The organism is Mesorhizobium onobrychidis (assembly GCF_024707545.1).
GTDB lineage: Bacteria > Pseudomonadota > Alphaproteobacteria > Rhizobiales > Rhizobiaceae > Mesorhizobium > Mesorhizobium onobrychidis.
Window position 1 is genome coordinate 5,650,388 of the sequence record NZ_CP062229.1, and the last position, 17,452, is coordinate 5,667,839.

Genomic DNA, 17,452 nt, shown 5'->3' on the forward strand with positions numbered 1-17,452 from the left:
GGGTTCTCGCGGTCTCACGGCTGCTTCGCGTCCGCTCGTTTGAGCATCGCAAATGCGCGATTGAGCCGTTGCACAGCTGTGGCGTTTGCCAGCAGTGCGTAAAGCGCGAACCCGCCCGTCAGAATCCAGGGCGAAGCGGCGCCCATGGCGGTCGCGAATCCGTCGGCGACTAGCAGCACGCAAATGAACACCAGGCGTTCCATCCGTTCGAATAAATCCGGCCACGCGTGGTTTTCTATAGGGATTTCGATCGCCGTCCGCGCCTTGGCGTAGCTGGTGAGGATCCCGCCGGCGAATGCGATCATTGCGATCGCCCACAGATCGGCGACCCAGCCTATTGCCGCAAAAACGGCAAGTTCCTGATAACGGTCGGCCATGGCGTCGAAATAACCACCGGCCTTGGTGCTCATATGTCTGCGACGGGCAACCGCGCCGTCCAGCGCGTCGAAGGTGAAGGCAAACGCGAGGCAAAGGCCAAAGGCAAGGCTTGACTGGTGGTACAGATAGGCGGCGCACGACAGGGCGACGAGCACTAGCCCGCCTGATGTAACCTGGTTCGGGGTCATGCCGATCCCGACCAGCGGAGAAGCGGCATGCTCCCATAGCGGGTCGATACGACGTTTCATGAGACCGGCGATCATGATTACTCGGCTCCTCTGATGATGTCGTTGCGCGGAGCTTAACCGGCAAATTTCGGGTTCGTTCCAACCATCGGCACCGTTCGAGTTGTCAACGCGGGCCGAGATCGGCTCAGACGTCTTTCCCAGCTCAACCCAGCAGCGTTTCTTTGGCGAATGCGGCCAATGGATTAAGGTAGCCAGAGGCTGCCAAGCTGGCGGCGAAACGGAAAATTTCGGTTGCTGCGACAGCAGCCCGATATTGTTTCGCAGTTTCTGCAATACCCGTTGTGTCCGCTGTCGCAAATCGACTGGCGGTAGTAACCCGAAAGATGCCGTTATAACGCGTATTCGCAATTCACGGGGAAGCTGTCCGAAACTCCATGCGTAAATTTCTTCCCAAGTTGGCTTACCTACTCGCGACCTCTGCCGGCGCAGGATTATCTCCGGTATGGCCGGGCACGGTCGGCGCGGGCGTCGGAGTGGCTCTTGCCGCGGTCCTGATACCTGCATCGCCTTGGCTGATCGTGCTTGCCTACATGGCCGTATTCGCCGTGGGAGTATGGGCGTCGTCGCATGTCATCTCCCGTACCGGGACGGAGGATCCGCAGATCGTCGTCATTGACGAGACCTTCGGCACCGCCGCAACGCTTTCCATGCTACCGCTCGACCCGGTCTGGTGGGCAGCAGGTTTCCTTGCTTTCCGGTTTTTCGACGTCGTCAAGCCTTGGCCCATCGGCGTCGTGCATGAGAAAGTAAGGGGTGGGGTCGGCATCATGCTGGACGACGCGGCTGCAGCTGTGGTCGCCGGCGCGTTGCTGCTTTTGCTGAACGATTTGATTCAACGTTTGCCGTAACCTGCCACAGTCGAGCTTGATGCGGGCCGACGGGAAAAACAGACCTCTCTCCACTAAAATCTGCCGCAGCAGCGCTAGACCACAGCGTCGCGCGGCCGCGCCAAATCGTTCGTTCCCTCCGGATCCGGCGCTTGGCCATAGCTCATCTTCTTCATCTGCTCGATCACCCGCGCCATCTCCTCGTCGGAAAGGACCGGCGGCTCGCCAAGGGTAAGCGCCTGGACATATATGCGCGACAGGGTTTCGACCTCGTTCGCCAGCCACAACGCCGCTTCCATGGTCTTGCCGAGCGAAATCTGGCCGTGCTGGCCGAGCAGGCAGGCGAGGCGATCCTTGAGTGCAACCAAGGCGTTGTCGGACAAGGCCTGCGTGCCAAAGGTCGCGTAGCCCGCGCAGCGGATGGTCGTACCGCCCGCCACTCCCGTCATATAGTGGAAGCTCGGGATTGTCTTATGATGGCAGGCCAGCGTCGTTGCGTAGAGCGAGTGGCAATGCAGCACAACGTTGATCTCCTGCCGCTCTCTCAAAATGTCACGGTGGAAGCGCCACTCGGAGGAGGGCCGTCGGCCGACATAGGTACCGTCAAATCCCATCTCGACGATGTCTTCGGGCGTCATCGTCTCGTAGGGCAGCGACGAGGGCGTGATCAGGAAACCGTCGCTGGAGCGCACCGACAGGTTGCCGGCATTGCCCTGGTTGATACCGCTGGAGTTCATCCGGCGGCAAACATCCACCATTTCGCGGCGCAGAGCGCTGTCATCAGTCATCGATCGTTCCTTTTGCTGGTCTTGCCCTGTTGCAAGTTGTTTCGCTTGATCAGTTCGCGCCACCGCTGTGCATAGGCTGCGAGCGCCTCATGATCGCCGGCAAAGGCGGCTGGCAGGCTGAGCGCGATCGGAGCCGGCGTGTCACGAGTTTCGTGTTCGCCAAGTAGCGCCGCACCCGAAGCAGTGCCATAGGAGTCGAGGTTGTAGACCGTTTCGGCGTTTGGCCGCAGCGCGGCAACCAGTGTGGCGTAGAGCGGGTCTCGCAGGAAGGTGCCATCCAATGCAACCAGCCCGTTTTCGTTCAGCGCATCGATACATTCTACCGTCAGCAGCGCGGCGTAGAGCACCGCGAGCGCCTTGCGCTCTGCAGGGGTTTCTGCAGGCGGCCCTTCAAACCGGCCGCGCCCGGCGCTGCCTGGAAACAGGCCGTCATCGTCGCCGAACGACGGCAATGCGAAAGTGCCCCGCTCAATCAGCAAACTGGCCAGCGCAGCGTCGGCTGCATTTCCTTCTTGCCCCTGCCCTGCCACATGACTGAACTCACGTCCGCCCATGGTCAAAACGCCGCCGACCGGGTGTCCTGCCACGTCGCTGTTCAGCACCATTCCGCGATTTTCATCGAGTTGGTCGAGAGGTGTCGCCGCGCACATTCCGACAATCCAGGTTCCGGTAGAGATCACGCAAGCGTCGCGCATGCCTGCCGCCTGATAGCGGTAGAGGTTCAGGCTGCTGTCGTGGCCGCCGGTCAGAATAGAAAGCTCTTCCGGTATGCCGTGCCGGCGCGCCAGATCCTGCCGGATTGGCCCCAACCTCTTCCAGGCCGGATGAAATGGTGGCATGAGGCGCTGCCATCCCTGCCCCGCCACAATGGGCGCCCACTGCTTGCGCACGTTGTTCCATAGATGTGACTGCGCCGAGAGGATCGTCGTTTCGGCCGATGGCACGCCTGACAGCCGCCAGGCCCAGTATTGAGGCAAGCCCAGATACCACCGAGCCTGAGCGACGCGCTCCGGATCAACCTGCTGCATCCAGTACAGCTGGCGCGCCTGGTGGGCAGCCTTCAGCATGATCGAGCTGCCGCGATCGAAGAAATCGCCCGAAAGCGGCGCGTAGCCCTCGCGAATTGCCGGCGGCAGGTCCTGCTCATAATCAATCATCGGCAGGGCGCAAGTGTCGTCGGGATCTGCGTTCACCAGAACCCCTGCGGAGCCATGTCCGGTGCCGACCACCTTTTCCAGCGGATGGTGTCGGCACAAAGTGGCGAGCGAGCCGAACAGCCAGTCGCTGATGCCGTTGAGATCGTGCTGCCGCCAAGGCGGACCGGGCCGCACTTCGTTGTGGACAGAGAGGCTCTCCACGAGCACGCCGTCGAGCGTCATCGCGGAGAGCTTTATGTTGGTCTTGCCGACGTCGAAGACGGCGATCCTTGCGCCGTCCGCCTTCTGCCCGTCATCCATCGTGTCAGATCAGACCGTATTGGCGAGCCTTGTTGCGCAGGAACGGCAAGCCATTGCCCATCACTTCGGCCTCGTCCTTCGCAACCGGCCGCCAGACCGAGAGGCCGTAGGAGACTTCCGGCGGCATGTTGATGAAGCTTTCCATGGCAAGTCCGCCCTTGAAGCCGATCGCCGCCAGCGTTGCGTAAATCTCGTCCCAGGGGCAGTTGCCGGTGCCCGGTGTGCCGCGATCGCTCTCAGACAAGTGGATGTACTTCAGGTGGTCGCGGGCGGCCAGAATGCCATTGGCAGCCCCCTTCTCCTCGATGTTCATATGGTAGGTGTCGAGATGAACAAAGATGTTGTCGGCCCCGACTTTCTCGACCATCCAGACTGCCTGCGCGCCGGTATTGATCAAATGGTTCTCGTAGCGGTTCACCGCCTCGATTCCGAGCTCGATGCCGCGTTTCTTGGCGTGCTTGGCGGCGACGGTCAGCACATGGGCGATGTTGTCGTATTCCTTTTCGGTGGGTGGCAGGCCGGTGCGTTCGCCGATGCCGCCGAAAATCACGCCGGAAAGCGCCAGCGCGCCCATTTCCGCAGTCTTGTCGATCGCCACTTCGAGATGTTCGATGGCGGCATCCGGCCGCACCGAGGCCCAGGCGCGCTCCGGCAGCCCAAGCGAGCAAACGGCAGGAAGATTGTGCTTTTCGAGCAAGGCGCGTGTGTGCGCGGCATCGACCGCCGGCGCGTTCAGAAGCGCGATCTCGATAAAGTCCATCCCGTATTTGACCGAAGCCGCGATCGCCTTCTCCGCGCCGGCCCGGTCCCAGTTCATCGTCCACATCGAGGTGTGGACCCCAAAACCATGCATCTAACTCATCCTCTGTTTGTGTTTAGGAATTTGAGGCGCCCGGCAAGCCAGCGCAGGATCATCACCGTGATCATCAGGATGCCCCAGACTGCCGTCGCAAGATGCTGGTTTGCGCCCATCAGATTGAGTCCCGAGGACAGAAGCTGGAGCACGACCAGCGCAACGAAGACCGGGATCACCCGACCGAAGCCGCCGAACGGATTGACCCCGCCAAGGAAGCAGGCAAGCACGGTGATCAGCAGGTAAGACTCGCCGTGGCCGACACGCACCGAATTGAAGCGCGCCAGCATGATGATGCCGGCTACCGCGCACATCGCGCCGGACAATGTGTAGACGAGAACCTGCACCTTGCGCGTATTGATACCGGAATAGCGCGTGGCCTCGATATTGGAGCCTATCATGTAGGTGTTGAACCCTAGCTTCATGCGCGTCAGCAAGACGTGCCAGATCAGCACGCAAGCGATGAAGATGAGCAACGGCACCGGGATGCCAAAAATCGAACCGTAGCCGATCGGCGCCAGGAAGCCGGGAATGCCGGACACGTCGCCGCCGCGCGTCAGGAATTCGCCGAGACCGCGCAGGAAGATCATCATCGACAGCGAGACCAGGATCGGGTGAGCCTTGGTGTAGGCGATGACGAGCCCCATGATCAGCCCGCTCAGTGCTCCGACCGCAATGGCAAGGAGCGAGCCAAGCACAAAGGCGCCGATGCCCGCGTCGACGCCTCCCTGGCTTTGCAGTACCCAAGCCAGCGTCAGGCCGGCCATGTTGGCCGTGAAGGTGATGGCCAGGTTCAGGCCGCCGGTCAGGATCGGCAGCAGCATGGCGAGTGTGAGGAGGCCGAGTTCCGGCAGCTGGAAGGCGACGGATTCAAAGGTAGCGCGGGAAAGAAAGTTCGGCGCGGCAAAGCCGAACACGATCATGACAGCTACGAACGCGGCAAACGGACCTGCAAGTTCGGGGCCGAGCGCGTTGCGGACGCGTTCAATCAAAACCGTCATGAATGCACCCGTCGGCTTTTCAGGAACGGCAGCAGGCGTTCGATGCTGGTATTCGAAAGCGTGATTGCGGCAAGAATGATGGCGCCGACGATCATCTTGAACGCGAAAGGCGACACGCCCATCAAATTTAGTCCGTTCTGGGTAATCGAGACCAACAGAACGCCCAGAATGCAGCCGAGCACGCTGCCCTTGCCGCCGCCGAGCCGCGCACCGCCAAGGACTACGGCTGCCAGGACGTCGAGTTCGCGCCCATAAAGGGCATTCGGCACAACCTCCTGCGCGTAATGCGCTTGGACGAGACCGGCGATACCCGCCATCAGGCCAAGCCAGCCGAAGGCGATAAATTGCATGGCACCGATATTGATACCGAAGCGGCGCGCGCCCTCCGGGTTGTCGCCAAATGCGTAGAGTTGGCGGCCAGTGGTGGTGCGCGTGATCAACGCCCAGGTAGCGAACACGCATATGGCCATAATGAGCACAGGCAGGGTGATCTCCGCCCAGGTCCCGTCAGCCATCTCTCGCTCGAACAGCACGACGCGGGTGGTGAGCCAGTCCGGCAGGTTGTAGATCGACACGCCGCCTGTGAAAAACATCAGCAAGCCGAAGAAAATGTTGAAAGTCGAAATCGTGGCGACGATCGAGATGATCCTGAACCCGTGGATCAGGAAGGCGTTGATGCAGCCCAACGCGACGCCCAATGCGCCAGCGATGATGAAGCCGACAATCCAATTCCCGCCGCCGATCCAGCCGAGGACGGTCGCGGTCAGATATTGCACAACGGAGGCAGCAACAGCGAAGGAGATGTCAATGCCGCCGGCGATCAGCACGACCAGCAGGCCAACGGCGAAGATGATGTTGACCGAGCCGGTGTTTAGAAGGTCAAACGCGTTGCCGAGGGTGAAGAACCGGTCCGTCGCGAACGAAAGGAAGACGCAGATGACGGCGATAACGGCGAGCAAAGCCAGTTCCGTTGCGTGGGAGCGGACAAACCTACGCATAGACCGCCTCCTCGATCGCCTGGAGGGTCGCAGCGCCCGGCGTAAATTCGCCGACAATGCGCCCCTGAGCCATGTGCAGCACACGGTCCGCGTTGAAATAGACTTCAGGCACCTCGTCCGAGATCAGGATAATGGCCAGGCCGCTGTCCGCCAGCTTGGAAACGATGTCGAAAATGCCGGCGCGCGCGCCGACATCGACGCCGACCGTCGGTGCGTCGAGGATAAGCAGCTTCGGGTCGGTCGCCAGCCATTTTGCAATGGCAACACGTTGCTGATTTCCCCCTGACAGGGTCGAGATCGCGTCGTCCTGCCTTCCGATCCTGACGCCGAGATCCCTAATCCAGCGATTGACCAGAGATCGCTGGCGATCGCTCGAAATGAAACCGCCTGAAAGGATCTTGTCCAGCGAGGCGATGACCATGTTGTCGGCGATTGCCTGGGGCTGAATGAGACCGAGCGACAGCCGGTCTTCCGAAAGATAGGCGACGCCGGCGGCGATCGCGTCACGGTTGGAACCGAAGCGAACGGGTTTGCCATCCAGGACGACAGAGCCCGATTTCGGCTTGCGCATGCCAAACAATGTCAGCGCCAATTCGGTGCGCCCTGCCCCGAGCAACCCGGTGATGCCGAGCGTCTCGCCGCGCCGGACCGTCAAGGACACGTCGTCGAATTCGCCGGGCCGCGACAGTCCCTTAACCTCAAGCATGACCGGGCTCCTGCTCAAATCCCGATGCAGGACGGAATAGTCGAAGGTCTTGCCCGTCATCAGCTCGGTGATGCGCGACTGGGTCAGGCCTTTGGTTGGATAGACGCCAACCAGGGCGCCGTCGCGCAGCACGGTGACGCGGCTGGAGATTTCAAGAACCTCCGCCAGGCGATGACTGACGAACACAACGGCGACGCCCGACGCCGACAGATTGCGCACAATGTCCAGCAGATAGTCGGTTTCGGATTGGGTGAGCGACGCCGTCGGCTCGTCCATGAAGACGAGCTTCGCCTCGCCGACGAGGGCGCGCGCGATTGCTACGATCTGCCGCTGTGCGATGGGAAAGTGGTGGAGTGCTAGATCGACATCGAAGGTAACACCAAGACGTTGCAAGGCGTTGATCGCGACACGGCGCATCTCGGCATAGTTCACCAGCCGCGGCCAGCGGCCGATGACGGTCTGGAACGCGATATTCTCGGCGACAGTCATCTCGGGAAACAGGGCGAGGTCCTGCCAGATGACCTGAATTCCGCTGGCCTGCGCCGTAACCGGCGACATATGGGAGTAGCTCTGGCCATCATAGTCGATCACGGCGCCCGCCTCGGGCTTGTACACGCCCGTAATGACCTTGATCAGCGTGCTCTTGCCGGAGCCGTTCTCGCCGGCCAGGCAATGCACCTCGCCCGGCAGCACCTCAAAGCTGACATTCTTCAGCGCCTTCACGCCGCCGAACGTCATATTGACGTTGCGGAGCGACAGCAGCGGCCGTGATGCGGCGCCATCGAGTGCCTGATCAGCCATCGACTTGAAACCCTGGATCCAATCGCGTTTGCAATCCTGCAGCCGGGCCGGCTCGATGCCGGCCCGGCTGTCATTAGCTTGAGGCCTTACAGGCCCATCGCCGCGAGATCGTCGACAGTGTCCTTGTTGATTGGGACCAGTTGATCGACGATGATGTTACGGTTTTCGAAGTCCGGCTTGACTGTCCCTAGCCCTTCGATCGTATCGCCGTCCTTGATCTCGTTGCCCTTCATGAGATGGTCAGCCAGCGTGACGAAAACCTCGCCCGCCTGCTTCGGATTCCACATGAAGCCGCCGGAGATCGCGTCGCTTTTGATGAGCTTCCGGCCCTGGCCTGGCGAGAATGGTCCGAGCACGAAAATTTCGCCCACCTTCCGGCGCTCTTCGATTGCGCGGCCAGCGCCGATCGGGCCTTGGCTGCCGAAGGCGAGGAAACCCTTCAAGCCTGGATTTGCGGAAATCAGGTCAAGCGCAGTGCTGCGGCTCTTGTCTACATCCTCGGCGACGCCATAACGTTCGCCGACAAGCTTCATCTCCGGGTTGTTCTTCTTCAGATATTCGATTGCCGCATCGGCCCAGGCATTGTGCAGCGGCACCGTCAGCGAGCCGACGAACACTGCGTACTCACCCTTGCCGCCCATCTTCTCCGCCAGGAGCTTGGCATGAGCCTCGCCGAAGCCGGTCGCGGAAGCGAGTTCGAAGTCCCAGTCGGCGCCCTTCTGGCCAGGCGATTCATGCGTGATGACGATGATGCCGGCGTCCTTGGCCTTCTGCAGGACTGGTTCAAGCACTTTCGCATCATTCGGCACGACGCCGATGACCTTGACGCCCTGCGCGATCAGATCCTCGATGGCGCGAACTTGCAGTGCTGGATCAGCGCTGGTCGGGCCGACCATGAATGCGTCGATCCCGAGCTTCTGGCCGCGCTCCTTGATACCCGCCTCCATTGCGTTGAACCACGGAATGCCGCCGATCTTTACGACGACGCCGACCTTGCCGGCCTGCTGTGCCATCGCAGCGAATGATCCGCCAATCATAAGGGTCGCGGCAAGCGCCGCGATCATGAGCTTTTTCATCTGTACTCCTCCCATAACGTTCCTAGTGGGAACACACTCGAGCCGTCGAACGACGGCGGCCGTTAGAAACCTCCCCGAAAGAGACGGGGCGCTTCCCCATCGATCATCCACCGGTTTTCGCTTGCACAATCGATGGTGCAGAAACTATTGTGCATCGAGAAGCTCTCGTCAAGCGGGATATTGCTCTAAATAGACGCGCCGGAGGCGCCAGATGGATCAGCGGGTCAAGAAGAAGGCGACGATCTATGACCTATCCGTGCTATCGGGCAGTTCGCCGTCGACCGTGAGTGCCGTCCTAAACGGCACTTGGCGCAAGCGCCGCATCAAGGAAAGTACGGCGCAAACAATTCTCAGCCTCGCCGAACTCCACCAATACACCACCAATCTGCAAGCGCGAGGCTTGCGACGCTCGCGATCGGGCCTGGTCGGCCTGATGCTGCCCGTCCACGACAATCGCTACTTCTCCTCCATGGCGCAGACGTTTGAGGGGCATGTGCGCAGCCGCGGCCAATGCCCGGTCGTGGTTAGCGCCAGCCGCGACCCGGAAGAGGAACGGCGGACCGCGGAGACGCTGATCTCCTATTCAATCGACCAGCTCTTCATCGTCGGCGCCACCGATCCGGACGGCGTGCACGAGGTCTGCGAACCGGCGGGGCTGAGGCATATCAACATCGACCTGCCGGGAGCGAAGGCGCATTCGGTGATCAGCGACAATTATGGTGGCGCACGGATGCTGACGGAAGCAATCATCCGCCGCTTCGGCAATGATGATCCTCTGCGGCCGGACGAGCTGTTTCTGTTTGGCGGCCGCAACGACCACGCCAGCCGCGAACGCATCGCCGCTTTCCATGCGACCAAGAAGGCACTGCTGGGCGCCGACCCTGAAGACGGTGTGCAGTCCTCCGGGTATTCGCCTGATATAACTTTGCGTGCCTTTGAGGCGTTTTACCAACGCCATGGCAAGCTGCCGCGCGCGCTGTTCATCAATTCGTCGATCAATATGGAAGGTCTGCTGCGTTTCATGGCGGGCCGGCCGGCGGAGATGTTTAGTGAGCTCGTCGTCGGTTGCTACGACTACGATCCGTTCGGCTCCTTCCTGCCGTTCCCGGTAATCATGGTGCGGCAGAATGTCGAGGCGATGATTACGAAGGCGTTCGAGCTGATCGATGAACCGACGACGACGCCACAGACCTTCCTGATTGCGCCAGAGTTGATCCAGCCCAGGTCTGCGCTGAAAGGGCCGCTCGATACTCTGAAGGATATAGCGTGAGTGCGAAATGGCGCGACAGGATGACCCTGCACGCCCTGAGATTTCAATGGTTTATCATGCCGATCGGCATTGAGACCGATGCCGAACCGCCGCAGAACCTCTTCTCCAAAAGTGCCGCCGGCCGCCTTCTCCTGGCTGCTTCGCTCACCGTGATCCCATATTGGAGCCACGGTCGCCATCTCCCGTGGAAACCTGTCACGAAAGTGTCGCCGTCTTCACTGTGAGCCCAATACGGGGCACTTGGGCGCAGGCAAAGGACCAATAGCAGCGAGCATTAGAAGCGATAACGGATTCCAAGAGTGTTCGCATTAGAACGTGCCGTCCTTCGGAACCGCCACGATGGCAACGCCAGTGGGGACGTCGCGGGCGACGCCGACGGACCCGAGGTCGAGCTCCGCTGCCTTCAGCGGACCGATTGCGATCTCCGCGAACCGGTCGTCGCCGACGCGCCCGATAAGCCTCGTCGGAACGCCGAGGCGATGGGTGAAATACGCAACGTTGGCGGCTTTGCCGCCGGCGCGTTGGGCGAAGCCGCTGGCCCTAACGGTGCCGCCATCGCCAAGGGAGCCCTGAACGTCGAACTGCAGATCGGCATTGATGCTGCCCAGCGAGAGCACGATCGGGCGCGGCAATGAAACCTCCTCAACCATTTCGTGCGGAAGTGAGCGACTGATCAAGGAACTCGTGAACAGACGGAGGGTTCCGGGGTCGGGCCGGCCGAACGGGCTGGTGCTTATTGCGATGGCCAAGGAACCCGCCGCCGACCAGATCGTTTGCGATCTGACCCAGACTAATCGGAACGGAGGCAGACATGCTCGACATGCCGCATGCTCGCAACTGCGACGCGCATATAGCCGGTCGGCACTCCGCTCGGGCCGAAGCATGCCAAGACCCGAGCACCCGATACTTATCCGTTCGGGCTCTAGACCAGCGTTATGCTGCGCGACGTTGACTATGTCCTGCGAAAACTCGACTGGATGCGCGCCGAAGGCATCTGGCCCAACGGCCTGCGCTATCTCTGGACCGATGCTTTTGGAGTCGTGCTCTATGTCTCGCTTTACAAGGAGCTCGGCGAGGAACGTTGGCTGGGTGAGGCTGAGCGGCTGGTGGCGGAGGTCGAGCGTGTGCTCGGTCGGCTGCGCGGATTGAGGATCGGCGAAGCGACAGATCGCGACGGACAGTATTTCCACTACCTGGCGATGTGGCTGTTCGCCTTGGCGCGTCTCGGCGATCTGAAACCGCGATACCGCGCGCGCGGCATTGAGCTGGCGCGGGACATTCATCCGGCCTTCGTGATCCCCGGCCGCGGCGTGATCTGGAAAATGCAGGAGGATTTGAGCAGTCCTTATCCGGGTTACGGTCTCGGCAGCATGGATGCCTACGATGGTTACGTCTCCTACCGGATGCTCGATGAAGACGCACTGGCGCCCGAGATCGCGCAGATGCATGACCTGATGGAGCGCGACTGGCGCACCCTCGACATCGAACAGGATCTCGGCCTCGGCATGATGCTGTGGCTCGCCCACTTCTTTCCCGCCGAGCCATGGGCCAAAGCGCAGACGAAACGTTCGCTGCGGAATTTGGAAACGATGTGGGTCGACCCGCCGGGCTATTTCAGCCGAGCGCCGTGGCTGCCCGATACGAAATTCGCCTTCACCAATTACGGCGTGTCGCTGGGCCTGCAGGCCGCCGGCGTCTGGCCCGAGCGTATCGGGAGGTTGAACACTTTCTTCGAGGATTGGCGCTCCGGCGATGAATACGATCGCGAGGCGATCACCTGGGTGATGGCTTGCACCTCACATCTTCCTGGTGCGTTTGTAGCTTCCGGACGGCCAAACAACGACTGAAGACGGTAAATCCGGAACGTTTTCGCGCCGACGCGGGTTGTCGATGGAGATGCATCGAACGCATGGGACGCCGGTGAAATGGCCATTCTTTCGGGAAAACCGGGAAGTTGTTGGGTGGCGGCAGCCACCGCTACGAACTATTCTCCGCTCGAGGGCTCGATCCATGCCGATGCCGTTGTCGTGGGCGCCGGGATTGTCGGGCTCACGACGGCGCTTCGCCTTTGCGAGGCCGGTCGGTCGGTGATCGTCATCGAAGGCCTGCGGACAGGCGGCCAGGTGACCGGCCGCTCGACGGCCAAGATCACGACGCAGCACGCGCTGATCTATCGCCATCTCATCGACACTTTCGGGCAGGACCTGGCGCAGACCTATGCCGATGCGAATTCCGCCGGCGCCGTCCAGATCCGGGAATGGGTTCGCAACTATGCCATTCCCTGCGATCTCGAGGCCAAGAACGCCTATACCTACACCTGCGATGCAAGCCGGCGCGCGGAGATCGTGGCCGAGGCAGAGGCCGCGCGCCAAGTTGGGCTGGACGCCGATGTTCTGGAGCGCGCGCCGCTGCCTTTCGAAACGGCCGCCGCTCTGCGTTTTTCCGACCAGGCTCAGTTCAATCCGGCGATGTATCTGGTTGGCCTGGCTCAAGCGGTGACGGCCCGTGGCGGACGGATTTTCGAAAACAGCCGCGCGATCTCGATCGGCGAGGCAAGCCGCTGGCGCGTCGTCACCGACAGCGGCACCGTTCACGCCGAGCATGTGGTCGTCGCCACCAACATGACGGTGAAGAGCCCCGTCGGAATGGCGAACCGCACCCAGCCGCGCTGCCACACTGCCATGGCGTTTCGGATCGATGACCCTCTGGCTGTCGACGGCATGTTCATCGGCATCGACGATCCGACGCATTCCATCCGCACCGGCCGCGATGCCGAAGGCTCGCTGCTGGTCGCGCTCGGCCCCAAGTTTGACACGGGCCAGGACGGCGACGTGGCGAAACGGTTCGTCGAGCTGGAACAATGGGCAAGAATGAACCTTCCAGTTGGGGACGTTGCGTGGCGCTGGTGTAACGAGGACTATGATACGGCCGATAGAGTTCCGTATGCCGGCGAACCCGATTCGGACAAAGCCTCCGGTTTTCATATCGCCACGGGATTCAACGCCTGGGGCATCACCAATGGAACGGCCGCAGGCACGATGATCGCGGATTTGATCTGCGCTCGGTCGAGTCCGTTGCAAAGGCTCTACGACCCGGCGCGGTCTTATCCCGAGGACTTTCATAAGAATGGCCGCAGCCAATCGATTGTCTCAAGCCTCGACGACATCGTTCCCGGCATGGGCGGTGTGATCGTCAGGGGTGACGAAAAGATCGCGGCGTGGAGAGACACTGAAGGGGTACTCCACCCCGTTTCGGCGACATGCACCCACAAGGGCTGCACCGTGACCTGGAACAACGCGGACAACACCTGGGATTGTCCTTGCCATGGCTCGATTTTCGCCGCCGACGGTTCGGTCATCCATGGCCCGGCTCGAAAACCGCTTGCCCCGGCCGCGCTGTAAAAAAAGCGGCGACTGACACGGCCCGGCGTTACCGTGCGTAGGTTCCGACCATCTCGGTCTGCTCCAGCGCATGCTTCTGGGCTTCCTTCCAGACAAGCTGCACGCCCGCCTGTCCCGGCACACTGAGGCTCGGCACGTCGAGCGCGGCCAGCCGGAAATGATAATGATGGACGCCATGTCCCACTGGCGGCTGCGGGCCGTCGTAATAGGCATTGCCGAAATCGTTGGTGCCTTGGCGAAGTGCCGACGGACCTGGCTTGCCATCCTGCGCCTCGGCGAGTTCGCTGGCATCGGGCGGGATATTGAACACCGCCCAGTGCCCGAAAATCCCGCTCGGCGCGTCGGGATCCTGCACGACAAGAACAAGGCTCTTCGCACCATCCGGAACACCGGACCACTTCAGCGGCGGCGAGACGTTCTGGCCGTCACGGGTATACCTTTCAGGGATTTTCCCGCCAGCCGGGAACGCCGGGCTGATAAGGGTAAGTGGCATTTCTATTTCCTCAAAGAAGCGTTACGGCCGACTGCCGAGATTCCTGCGCTATTTCACGCCGCTTGCTGAGCTTCCGCGACGCGCCTGATTTCTGCTGGCAAGGATTCCCAAACCTTGATCATCTGCCCCTCTCCCACATGGTGAGCGAGCACCTTGGATACGACCCTGAATGCATCCTTGGAATCGACCGGTCGGGTGAATTCCAGCTCCGCCTTGATTTTGGCTAGAACCTCGTCGAGCGATCGCAACTTCTCAGGGGTCTTGGAAGGCTGATATTGGTCGTAGTAGGCGCCGCGCACGAGGATCGGCAGCTGCGAGCCGAGGTGGGCTGCAAGGTCTGGTTGCATGCGGTCCCGCAGGGCGTGGAGCACCGCTCCAAGAACATGCCATGCGATCTGCCGATCCGGTCCCATCTCGGCCATGATCTCATCGAGCCAGATGTTTGTGGTCTGCAGCGTCTTGTCGAATACGTCGAGTCCGGTGGCGCTCATCGAAGCCTCCTTTTTCTGCCAACTGTTCGAATGACTCATTGGACGAAACGGCCTTGGTCGGCTGTTGTTCCCGTTGCCAAGCGTAAAGACCGCCTTCGCGAAAGCGTGTGATCTATTCGGCCAAGCTTACGCTCGCCAAGCTTACTCAACGCGTTCTCGTCAAGATCTGGCCAGTCAAGATTTGGCCGTGGCCACGCAACGAAAAGAGATTGCCCTTGCCTGTTGATGCGGAACAGCATGGGCTTGTTCTGCTGGCGGGATTTCGTCCACTCCTCTTGTATATCTGATGGCTGTGTCACATCCCGGTTATTGGCTGACACGATCACATCGCCCGCGCGGAGGCCGTTTTGGTCGGCGAGGCTGTTCGGCGCCACTTCTTGCACGAACAACCCAGCGGTGCCCGGCTGAAGTCCGAGCTGCTGGCGCGCCTCATCCGAGATCGGACTGAGCGACAGTCCGAGCCGTTGGTCCGGCGCTTCCGGTCCCGGAACAGCACCGGTTTGTTCCTCCTCATCGCTGCGCTGTCCGATGGTCAGAGCTATTTCCTGCTGAGAGCCCCCCGCGGTTCCTTGTCAGCGTCGCCGATCGCGATCGTCCATGCGCCGGGTTGTACTGCATCGGAGTCACCCCAGGCGGTTGTTGTCATGTTGGACCGTGGGTCGATCTTCAGCACCGCGAGGTCGGTTGCCGGATCCCGGCCGACGAGCCGCGCAGGCAAAGTCTGCTTGTCGGAGAATACGACATGGATTTCGCTTGCATCGGCAACGACATGGTTGTTGGTGACGATGTACCCCTCGGGGCTGATCACAAAGCCGGAACCAAGGGCCTCTCGCACCTGTGGTTGCGCCGGTCCGAGGCCGGGCCTACCGAAAGGACTGAAAAAGTCATCCAGCGTCGCCTGGTCCTGGATGATCTGTTTGGTCGTTATTGCGATCACGCTGGAATTTTCTCGCGCACGATCGCCGTGAAGTCGTTTGGGATTTCCTGGGAGGAAACCCGCCGGCCGAGAGCATCAGAGTTCCGGCGATCAGGCCGGCGGAAACATGGTCTGCGACTTCTCCAGCGCTCAGTGATCAAGCATGTGACGGCTCCAGCATGAGCCAGCGGTTCACCAGCGGATTACGACAACCTTGTCGTTCCCGTTGGCGAGCTCGACGGCTTCGGTGCCGTCCGGCTTGCGGCTTTCGATCCGGGCACTTTCTGCTGTTTCTATGCCAGCAATGTTGGCCGCAAAGGCCTCGTCTATCTCGGCAGCACAGACCAGAGTATCCGGTGTCATATCCTTCACTTGGTCCATCAACTCGCGAAGCTTCATGGCGAACCTCCTTGGCACAGGCCCGGATTCTTTCGGCCGCACGTTCCAACCATGTGCCTCCAGAAAAGTTCCCTGACGAGATTGCGGGAATGTCACGGGATGAACTCTGCGCAAGGTCTCTCGTAGAGCCCGAGAGAACGGTCTTTGAATGCCACGACCCGACCCCGGAAATTCGTCGGAACTTCCAGCCCGCAATCCGGTTAGGTGGGCAAGGCTTTTGAAGCGGATTGAGTGAATATGATGTCCCCAGTGGTTGGTGAAATCCGCATTCGACTGCCAGGATCGCCGGGTATCCCATTCGCCCGATGCTCGTCCCGCTTCCAGACCTGCGCTGGACCCCGAAACAAGGAGGAACTCCATGGCGACCATGAAAGCAGTCCGTGTTCATAGTTTTGGCGGACCAGAGGTTCTGTCGTTGGATGACGTTCCCATGCCTCAGCCCCGTGACGACGAGGTCACGCTCAAGGTCTGCGCAGCAAGCGTCAATCCCATCGACTACAAGACCCGCGAGGGTTCGGTGGGCGGGGATCTGCCCGTTACGCTCGGCCGCGACGTATCGGGCGTGGTGGAGCTGTGCGGCACGCGGGCGCATACGTTGAAGAAGGGCGATCCGATGTTTGCCATGCTTGGCAACGACCGCGGTGGCAACGCCGAATACGTCGTGGTCAAGGCGACGGAAGCGGCAGCAAAACCGGAACGCCTAAGCCATGTGGAAGCCGCCGCCGTGCCGCTTGCGGGGGTTACAGCATGGCAGGGCCTTTTCGACCATGGCGACCTCAAATCCGGGCAGCGGGTTCTCATCCATGGCGGCGCCGGCGGTGTCGGACATCTGGCGATTCAGTTTGCCAAGGCTGCGGGCGCATTTGTCGTGACGACCGTTGCTGCCGAAGATTTCGATTTCGTCCGCGAGCTTGGCGCCGACCAGGCCGTCGACTACAAGAACCAGCGCTTCGAGGATGAGGTCGAAGACATCGATATGGTTTTCGATCTGGTCGCGGGCGACACACAGGACCGCTCCTGGAGTGTACTGAAGCCCGGCGGGATACTTGTTTCCACCGTTTCTGAGCCCTCGGCCGAACAGGCACGCCTGCATCAGGCGCGTGGCGTTTCTTATCTGGCTGAGCCAAATGCGGCGCAGCTTGCGAGGATCAGCCGCCTCATTGACGCCGGCAAGGTAACTCCGGTCGTGCAGGCGACTTATCCTCTGGAGGAGGTCGCTAAGGCCGAGGAACGGCTGGCGAGCGAGCATACACGCGGCAAGATCGTGCTTCAGGTGGCCGCCTGAGCCCGGATGCTCGAAGTTCCCCGGAATGTTCAAGTTCAAAGTGAACCAATTCTGCGGACAAGCC

At 61.0% G+C, this 17,452-nt stretch carries 20 protein-coding genes; 6 read left to right on the plus strand and 14 right to left on the minus strand.

The window, feature by feature from the left end; all coding sequences use genetic code 11:
* Positions 1 to 14: 14 nt before the first annotated feature.
* Positions 15 to 641: a CDP-alcohol phosphatidyltransferase family protein gene (locus tag IHQ72_RS27985; protein ID WP_258118634.1), complete on the minus strand. Its 627-nt coding sequence runs from the start codon at positions 639 to 641 to the stop codon at positions 15 to 17.
* A 359-nt stretch (positions 642 to 1,000) separates the two neighbouring features.
* Here IHQ72_RS27985 and IHQ72_RS27990 point away from each other — a divergent pair, with 359 nt between their 5' ends.
* On the plus strand, positions 1,001 to 1,474 hold the full coding sequence (locus tag IHQ72_RS27990; protein ID WP_258118636.1) for a phosphatidylglycerophosphatase A family protein: 474 nt from the start codon (positions 1,001 to 1,003) through the stop codon (positions 1,472 to 1,474).
* A 74-nt stretch (positions 1,475 to 1,548) separates the two neighbouring features.
* On the opposite strand, the gene IHQ72_RS27995 is transcribed toward IHQ72_RS27990, so the two are convergent.
* From IHQ72_RS27995 to IHQ72_RS28025, 7 genes are all read right to left on the minus strand, one after another.
* Entirely contained in the window at positions 1,549 to 2,241 is a 693-nt protein-coding gene (locus IHQ72_RS27995; RefSeq protein ID WP_258118637.1) for a class II aldolase/adducin family protein, read from the minus strand.
* A complete protein-coding gene (locus IHQ72_RS28000) occupies positions 2,238 to 3,698 on the minus strand; it encodes an FGGY family carbohydrate kinase (protein WP_258118638.1) in 1,461 nt (486 codons plus the stop codon). Before IHQ72_RS28000 ends, IHQ72_RS27995 begins: the two co-directional genes overlap by 4 nt.
* A 4-nt stretch (positions 3,699 to 3,702) precedes the next feature.
* Positions 3,703 to 4,551 (minus strand): sugar phosphate isomerase/epimerase family protein, encoded by an 849-nt coding sequence (locus tag IHQ72_RS28005; protein ID WP_023799537.1) that lies wholly within the window; start codon positions 4,549 to 4,551, stop codon positions 3,703 to 3,705.
* A 5-nt stretch (positions 4,552 to 4,556) separates the two neighbouring features.
* Entirely contained in the window at positions 4,557 to 5,552 is a 996-nt protein-coding gene (locus IHQ72_RS28010) for an ABC transporter permease (protein WP_258118645.1), read from the minus strand.
* Positions 5,549 to 6,550 carry an ABC transporter permease gene (locus IHQ72_RS28015; RefSeq protein WP_258118646.1) on the minus strand — a complete coding sequence of 334 codons (1,002 nt, stop codon included), beginning with the start codon at positions 6,548 to 6,550 and terminating at the stop codon, positions 5,549 to 5,551. The genes IHQ72_RS28010 and IHQ72_RS28015 overlap by 4 nt, the downstream gene beginning before the upstream one ends.
* Positions 6,543 to 8,057 carry a sugar ABC transporter ATP-binding protein gene (locus IHQ72_RS28020; protein WP_258118648.1) on the minus strand — a complete coding sequence of 505 codons (1,515 nt, stop codon included), beginning with the start codon at positions 8,055 to 8,057 and terminating at the stop codon, positions 6,543 to 6,545. Before IHQ72_RS28020 ends, IHQ72_RS28015 begins: the two co-directional genes overlap by 8 nt.
* Before the next feature lie 86 nt (positions 8,058 to 8,143).
* Positions 8,144 to 9,133, minus strand: coding sequence for an autoinducer 2 ABC transporter substrate-binding protein (locus tag IHQ72_RS28025; RefSeq protein WP_258118652.1), 990 nt, complete (start codon positions 9,131 to 9,133; stop codon positions 8,144 to 8,146).
* Positions 9,134 to 9,344: 211 nt separating this feature from the next.
* Here IHQ72_RS28025 and IHQ72_RS28030 point away from each other — a divergent pair, with 211 nt between their 5' ends.
* Entirely contained in the window at positions 9,345 to 10,403 is a 1,059-nt protein-coding gene (locus IHQ72_RS28030; protein ID WP_258118654.1) for a LacI family DNA-binding transcriptional regulator, read from the plus strand.
* 20 nt (positions 10,404 to 10,423) lie between these two features.
* Positions 10,424 to 10,627 (plus strand): hypothetical protein, encoded by a 204-nt coding sequence (locus tag IHQ72_RS28035; RefSeq protein ID WP_258118656.1) that lies wholly within the window; start codon positions 10,424 to 10,426, stop codon positions 10,625 to 10,627.
* Positions 10,628 to 10,711: 84 nt separating this feature from the next.
* Here the strand turns inward: IHQ72_RS28035 and IHQ72_RS28040 are convergent, their stop codons facing one another.
* Positions 10,712 to 11,035, minus strand: a complete 324-nt coding sequence (locus IHQ72_RS28040; protein WP_258118658.1) for a carbohydrate kinase family protein — start codon at positions 11,033 to 11,035, stop codon at positions 10,712 to 10,714.
* Positions 11,036 to 11,338: 303 nt separating this feature from the next.
* Here IHQ72_RS28040 and IHQ72_RS28045 point away from each other — a divergent pair, with 303 nt between their 5' ends.
* On the plus strand, positions 11,339 to 12,250 hold the full coding sequence (locus tag IHQ72_RS28045; RefSeq protein ID WP_258118660.1) for a hypothetical protein: 912 nt from the start codon (positions 11,339 to 11,341) through the stop codon (positions 12,248 to 12,250).
* Between the two features lie 78 nt (positions 12,251 to 12,328).
* A complete protein-coding gene (locus IHQ72_RS28050; protein WP_258118662.1) occupies positions 12,329 to 13,804 on the plus strand; it encodes an FAD-dependent oxidoreductase in 1,476 nt (491 codons plus the stop codon).
* Between the two features lie 28 nt (positions 13,805 to 13,832).
* On the opposite strand, the gene IHQ72_RS28055 is transcribed toward IHQ72_RS28050, so the two are convergent.
* The 5 genes from IHQ72_RS28055 to IHQ72_RS28075 all read right to left on the minus strand — a co-directional run bounded on the left by IHQ72_RS28055 (position 13,833) and on the right by IHQ72_RS28075 (position 16,103).
* Complete coding sequence (locus IHQ72_RS28055) at positions 13,833 to 14,297, minus strand: YbhB/YbcL family Raf kinase inhibitor-like protein (RefSeq protein WP_258118663.1); 465 nt, start codon at positions 14,295 to 14,297, stop codon at positions 13,833 to 13,835.
* Positions 14,298 to 14,350: 53 nt separating this feature from the next.
* Positions 14,351 to 14,788: a DUF2267 domain-containing protein gene (locus IHQ72_RS28060; protein WP_258118665.1), complete on the minus strand. Its 438-nt coding sequence runs from the start codon at positions 14,786 to 14,788 to the stop codon at positions 14,351 to 14,353.
* 35 nt (positions 14,789 to 14,823) lie between these two features.
* Positions 14,824 to 15,330, minus strand: a complete 507-nt coding sequence (locus IHQ72_RS28065; protein ID WP_309508977.1) for a PDZ domain-containing protein — start codon at positions 15,328 to 15,330, stop codon at positions 14,824 to 14,826.
* Positions 15,327 to 15,725 (minus strand): trypsin-like peptidase domain-containing protein, encoded by a 399-nt coding sequence (locus tag IHQ72_RS28070; RefSeq protein ID WP_258118666.1) that lies wholly within the window; start codon positions 15,723 to 15,725, stop codon positions 15,327 to 15,329. Before IHQ72_RS28070 ends, IHQ72_RS28065 begins: the two co-directional genes overlap by 4 nt.
* Positions 15,726 to 15,896: 171 nt before the next feature.
* Positions 15,897 to 16,103 carry a sugar phosphorylase gene (locus tag IHQ72_RS28075; RefSeq protein ID WP_258118668.1) on the minus strand — a complete coding sequence of 69 codons (207 nt, stop codon included), beginning with the start codon at positions 16,101 to 16,103 and terminating at the stop codon, positions 15,897 to 15,899.
* 358 nt (positions 16,104 to 16,461) lie between these two features.
* Between IHQ72_RS28075 and IHQ72_RS28080 the strand changes: the two genes are divergently transcribed.
* The gene (locus IHQ72_RS28080) at positions 16,462 to 17,388 is read left to right on the plus strand and encodes an NADP-dependent oxidoreductase (RefSeq protein WP_258118670.1); all 927 of its coding nucleotides are present in this window, start codon (positions 16,462 to 16,464) and stop codon (positions 17,386 to 17,388) included.
* Positions 17,389 to 17,452: the final 64 nt, after the last annotated feature.

Bases quoted from the DNA above. Each gene is read 5' to 3' on its own strand.
- IHQ72_RS28020 (WP_258118648.1), bottom strand. From the start codon at position 8,057: ATGGCTGATCAGGCACTCGATGGCGCCGCATCACGGCCGCTGCTGTCG.
- IHQ72_RS27995 (WP_258118637.1), bottom strand. From the start codon at position 2,241: ATGACTGATGACAGCGCTCTGCGCCGCGAAATGGTGGATGTTTGCCGC.
- IHQ72_RS28000 (WP_258118638.1), bottom strand. From the start codon at position 3,698: ATGGATGACGGGCAGAAGGCGGACGGCGCAAGGATCGCCGTCTTCGAC.
- IHQ72_RS28045 (WP_258118660.1), top strand. From the start codon at position 11,339: ATGCTGCGCGACGTTGACTATGTCCTGCGAAAACTCGACTGGATGCGC.
- IHQ72_RS28035 (WP_258118656.1), top strand. From the start codon at position 10,424: ATGACCCTGCACGCCCTGAGATTTCAATGGTTTATCATGCCGATCGGC.
- IHQ72_RS28015 (WP_258118646.1), bottom strand. From the start codon at position 6,550: ATGCGTAGGTTTGTCCGCTCCCACGCAACGGAACTGGCTTTGCTCGCC.
- IHQ72_RS28050 (WP_258118662.1), top strand. From the start codon at position 12,329: ATGGCCATTCTTTCGGGAAAACCGGGAAGTTGTTGGGTGGCGGCAGCC.
- IHQ72_RS28060 (WP_258118665.1), bottom strand. From the start codon at position 14,788: ATGAGCGCCACCGGACTCGACGTATTCGACAAGACGCTGCAGACCACA.
- IHQ72_RS27985 (WP_258118634.1), bottom strand. From the start codon at position 641: ATGATCGCCGGTCTCATGAAACGTCGTATCGACCCGCTATGGGAGCAT.
- IHQ72_RS28005 (WP_023799537.1), bottom strand. From the start codon at position 4,551: ATGCATGGTTTTGGGGTCCACACCTCGATGTGGACGATGAACTGGGAC.
- IHQ72_RS28030 (WP_258118654.1), top strand. From the start codon at position 9,345: ATGGATCAGCGGGTCAAGAAGAAGGCGACGATCTATGACCTATCCGTG.
- IHQ72_RS28025 (WP_258118652.1), bottom strand. From the start codon at position 9,133: ATGAAAAAGCTCATGATCGCGGCGCTTGCCGCGACCCTTATGATTGGC.
- IHQ72_RS28055 (WP_258118663.1), bottom strand. From the start codon at position 14,297: ATGCCACTTACCCTTATCAGCCCGGCGTTCCCGGCTGGCGGGAAAATC.
- IHQ72_RS28010 (WP_258118645.1), bottom strand. From the start codon at position 5,552: ATGACGGTTTTGATTGAACGCGTCCGCAACGCGCTCGGCCCCGAACTT.
- IHQ72_RS28075 (WP_258118668.1), bottom strand. From the start codon at position 16,103: ATGAAGCTTCGCGAGTTGATGGACCAAGTGAAGGATATGACACCGGAT.
- IHQ72_RS28080 (WP_258118670.1), top strand. From the start codon at position 16,462: ATGGCGACCATGAAAGCAGTCCGTGTTCATAGTTTTGGCGGACCAGAG.
- IHQ72_RS27990 (WP_258118636.1), top strand. From the start codon at position 1,001: ATGCGTAAATTTCTTCCCAAGTTGGCTTACCTACTCGCGACCTCTGCC.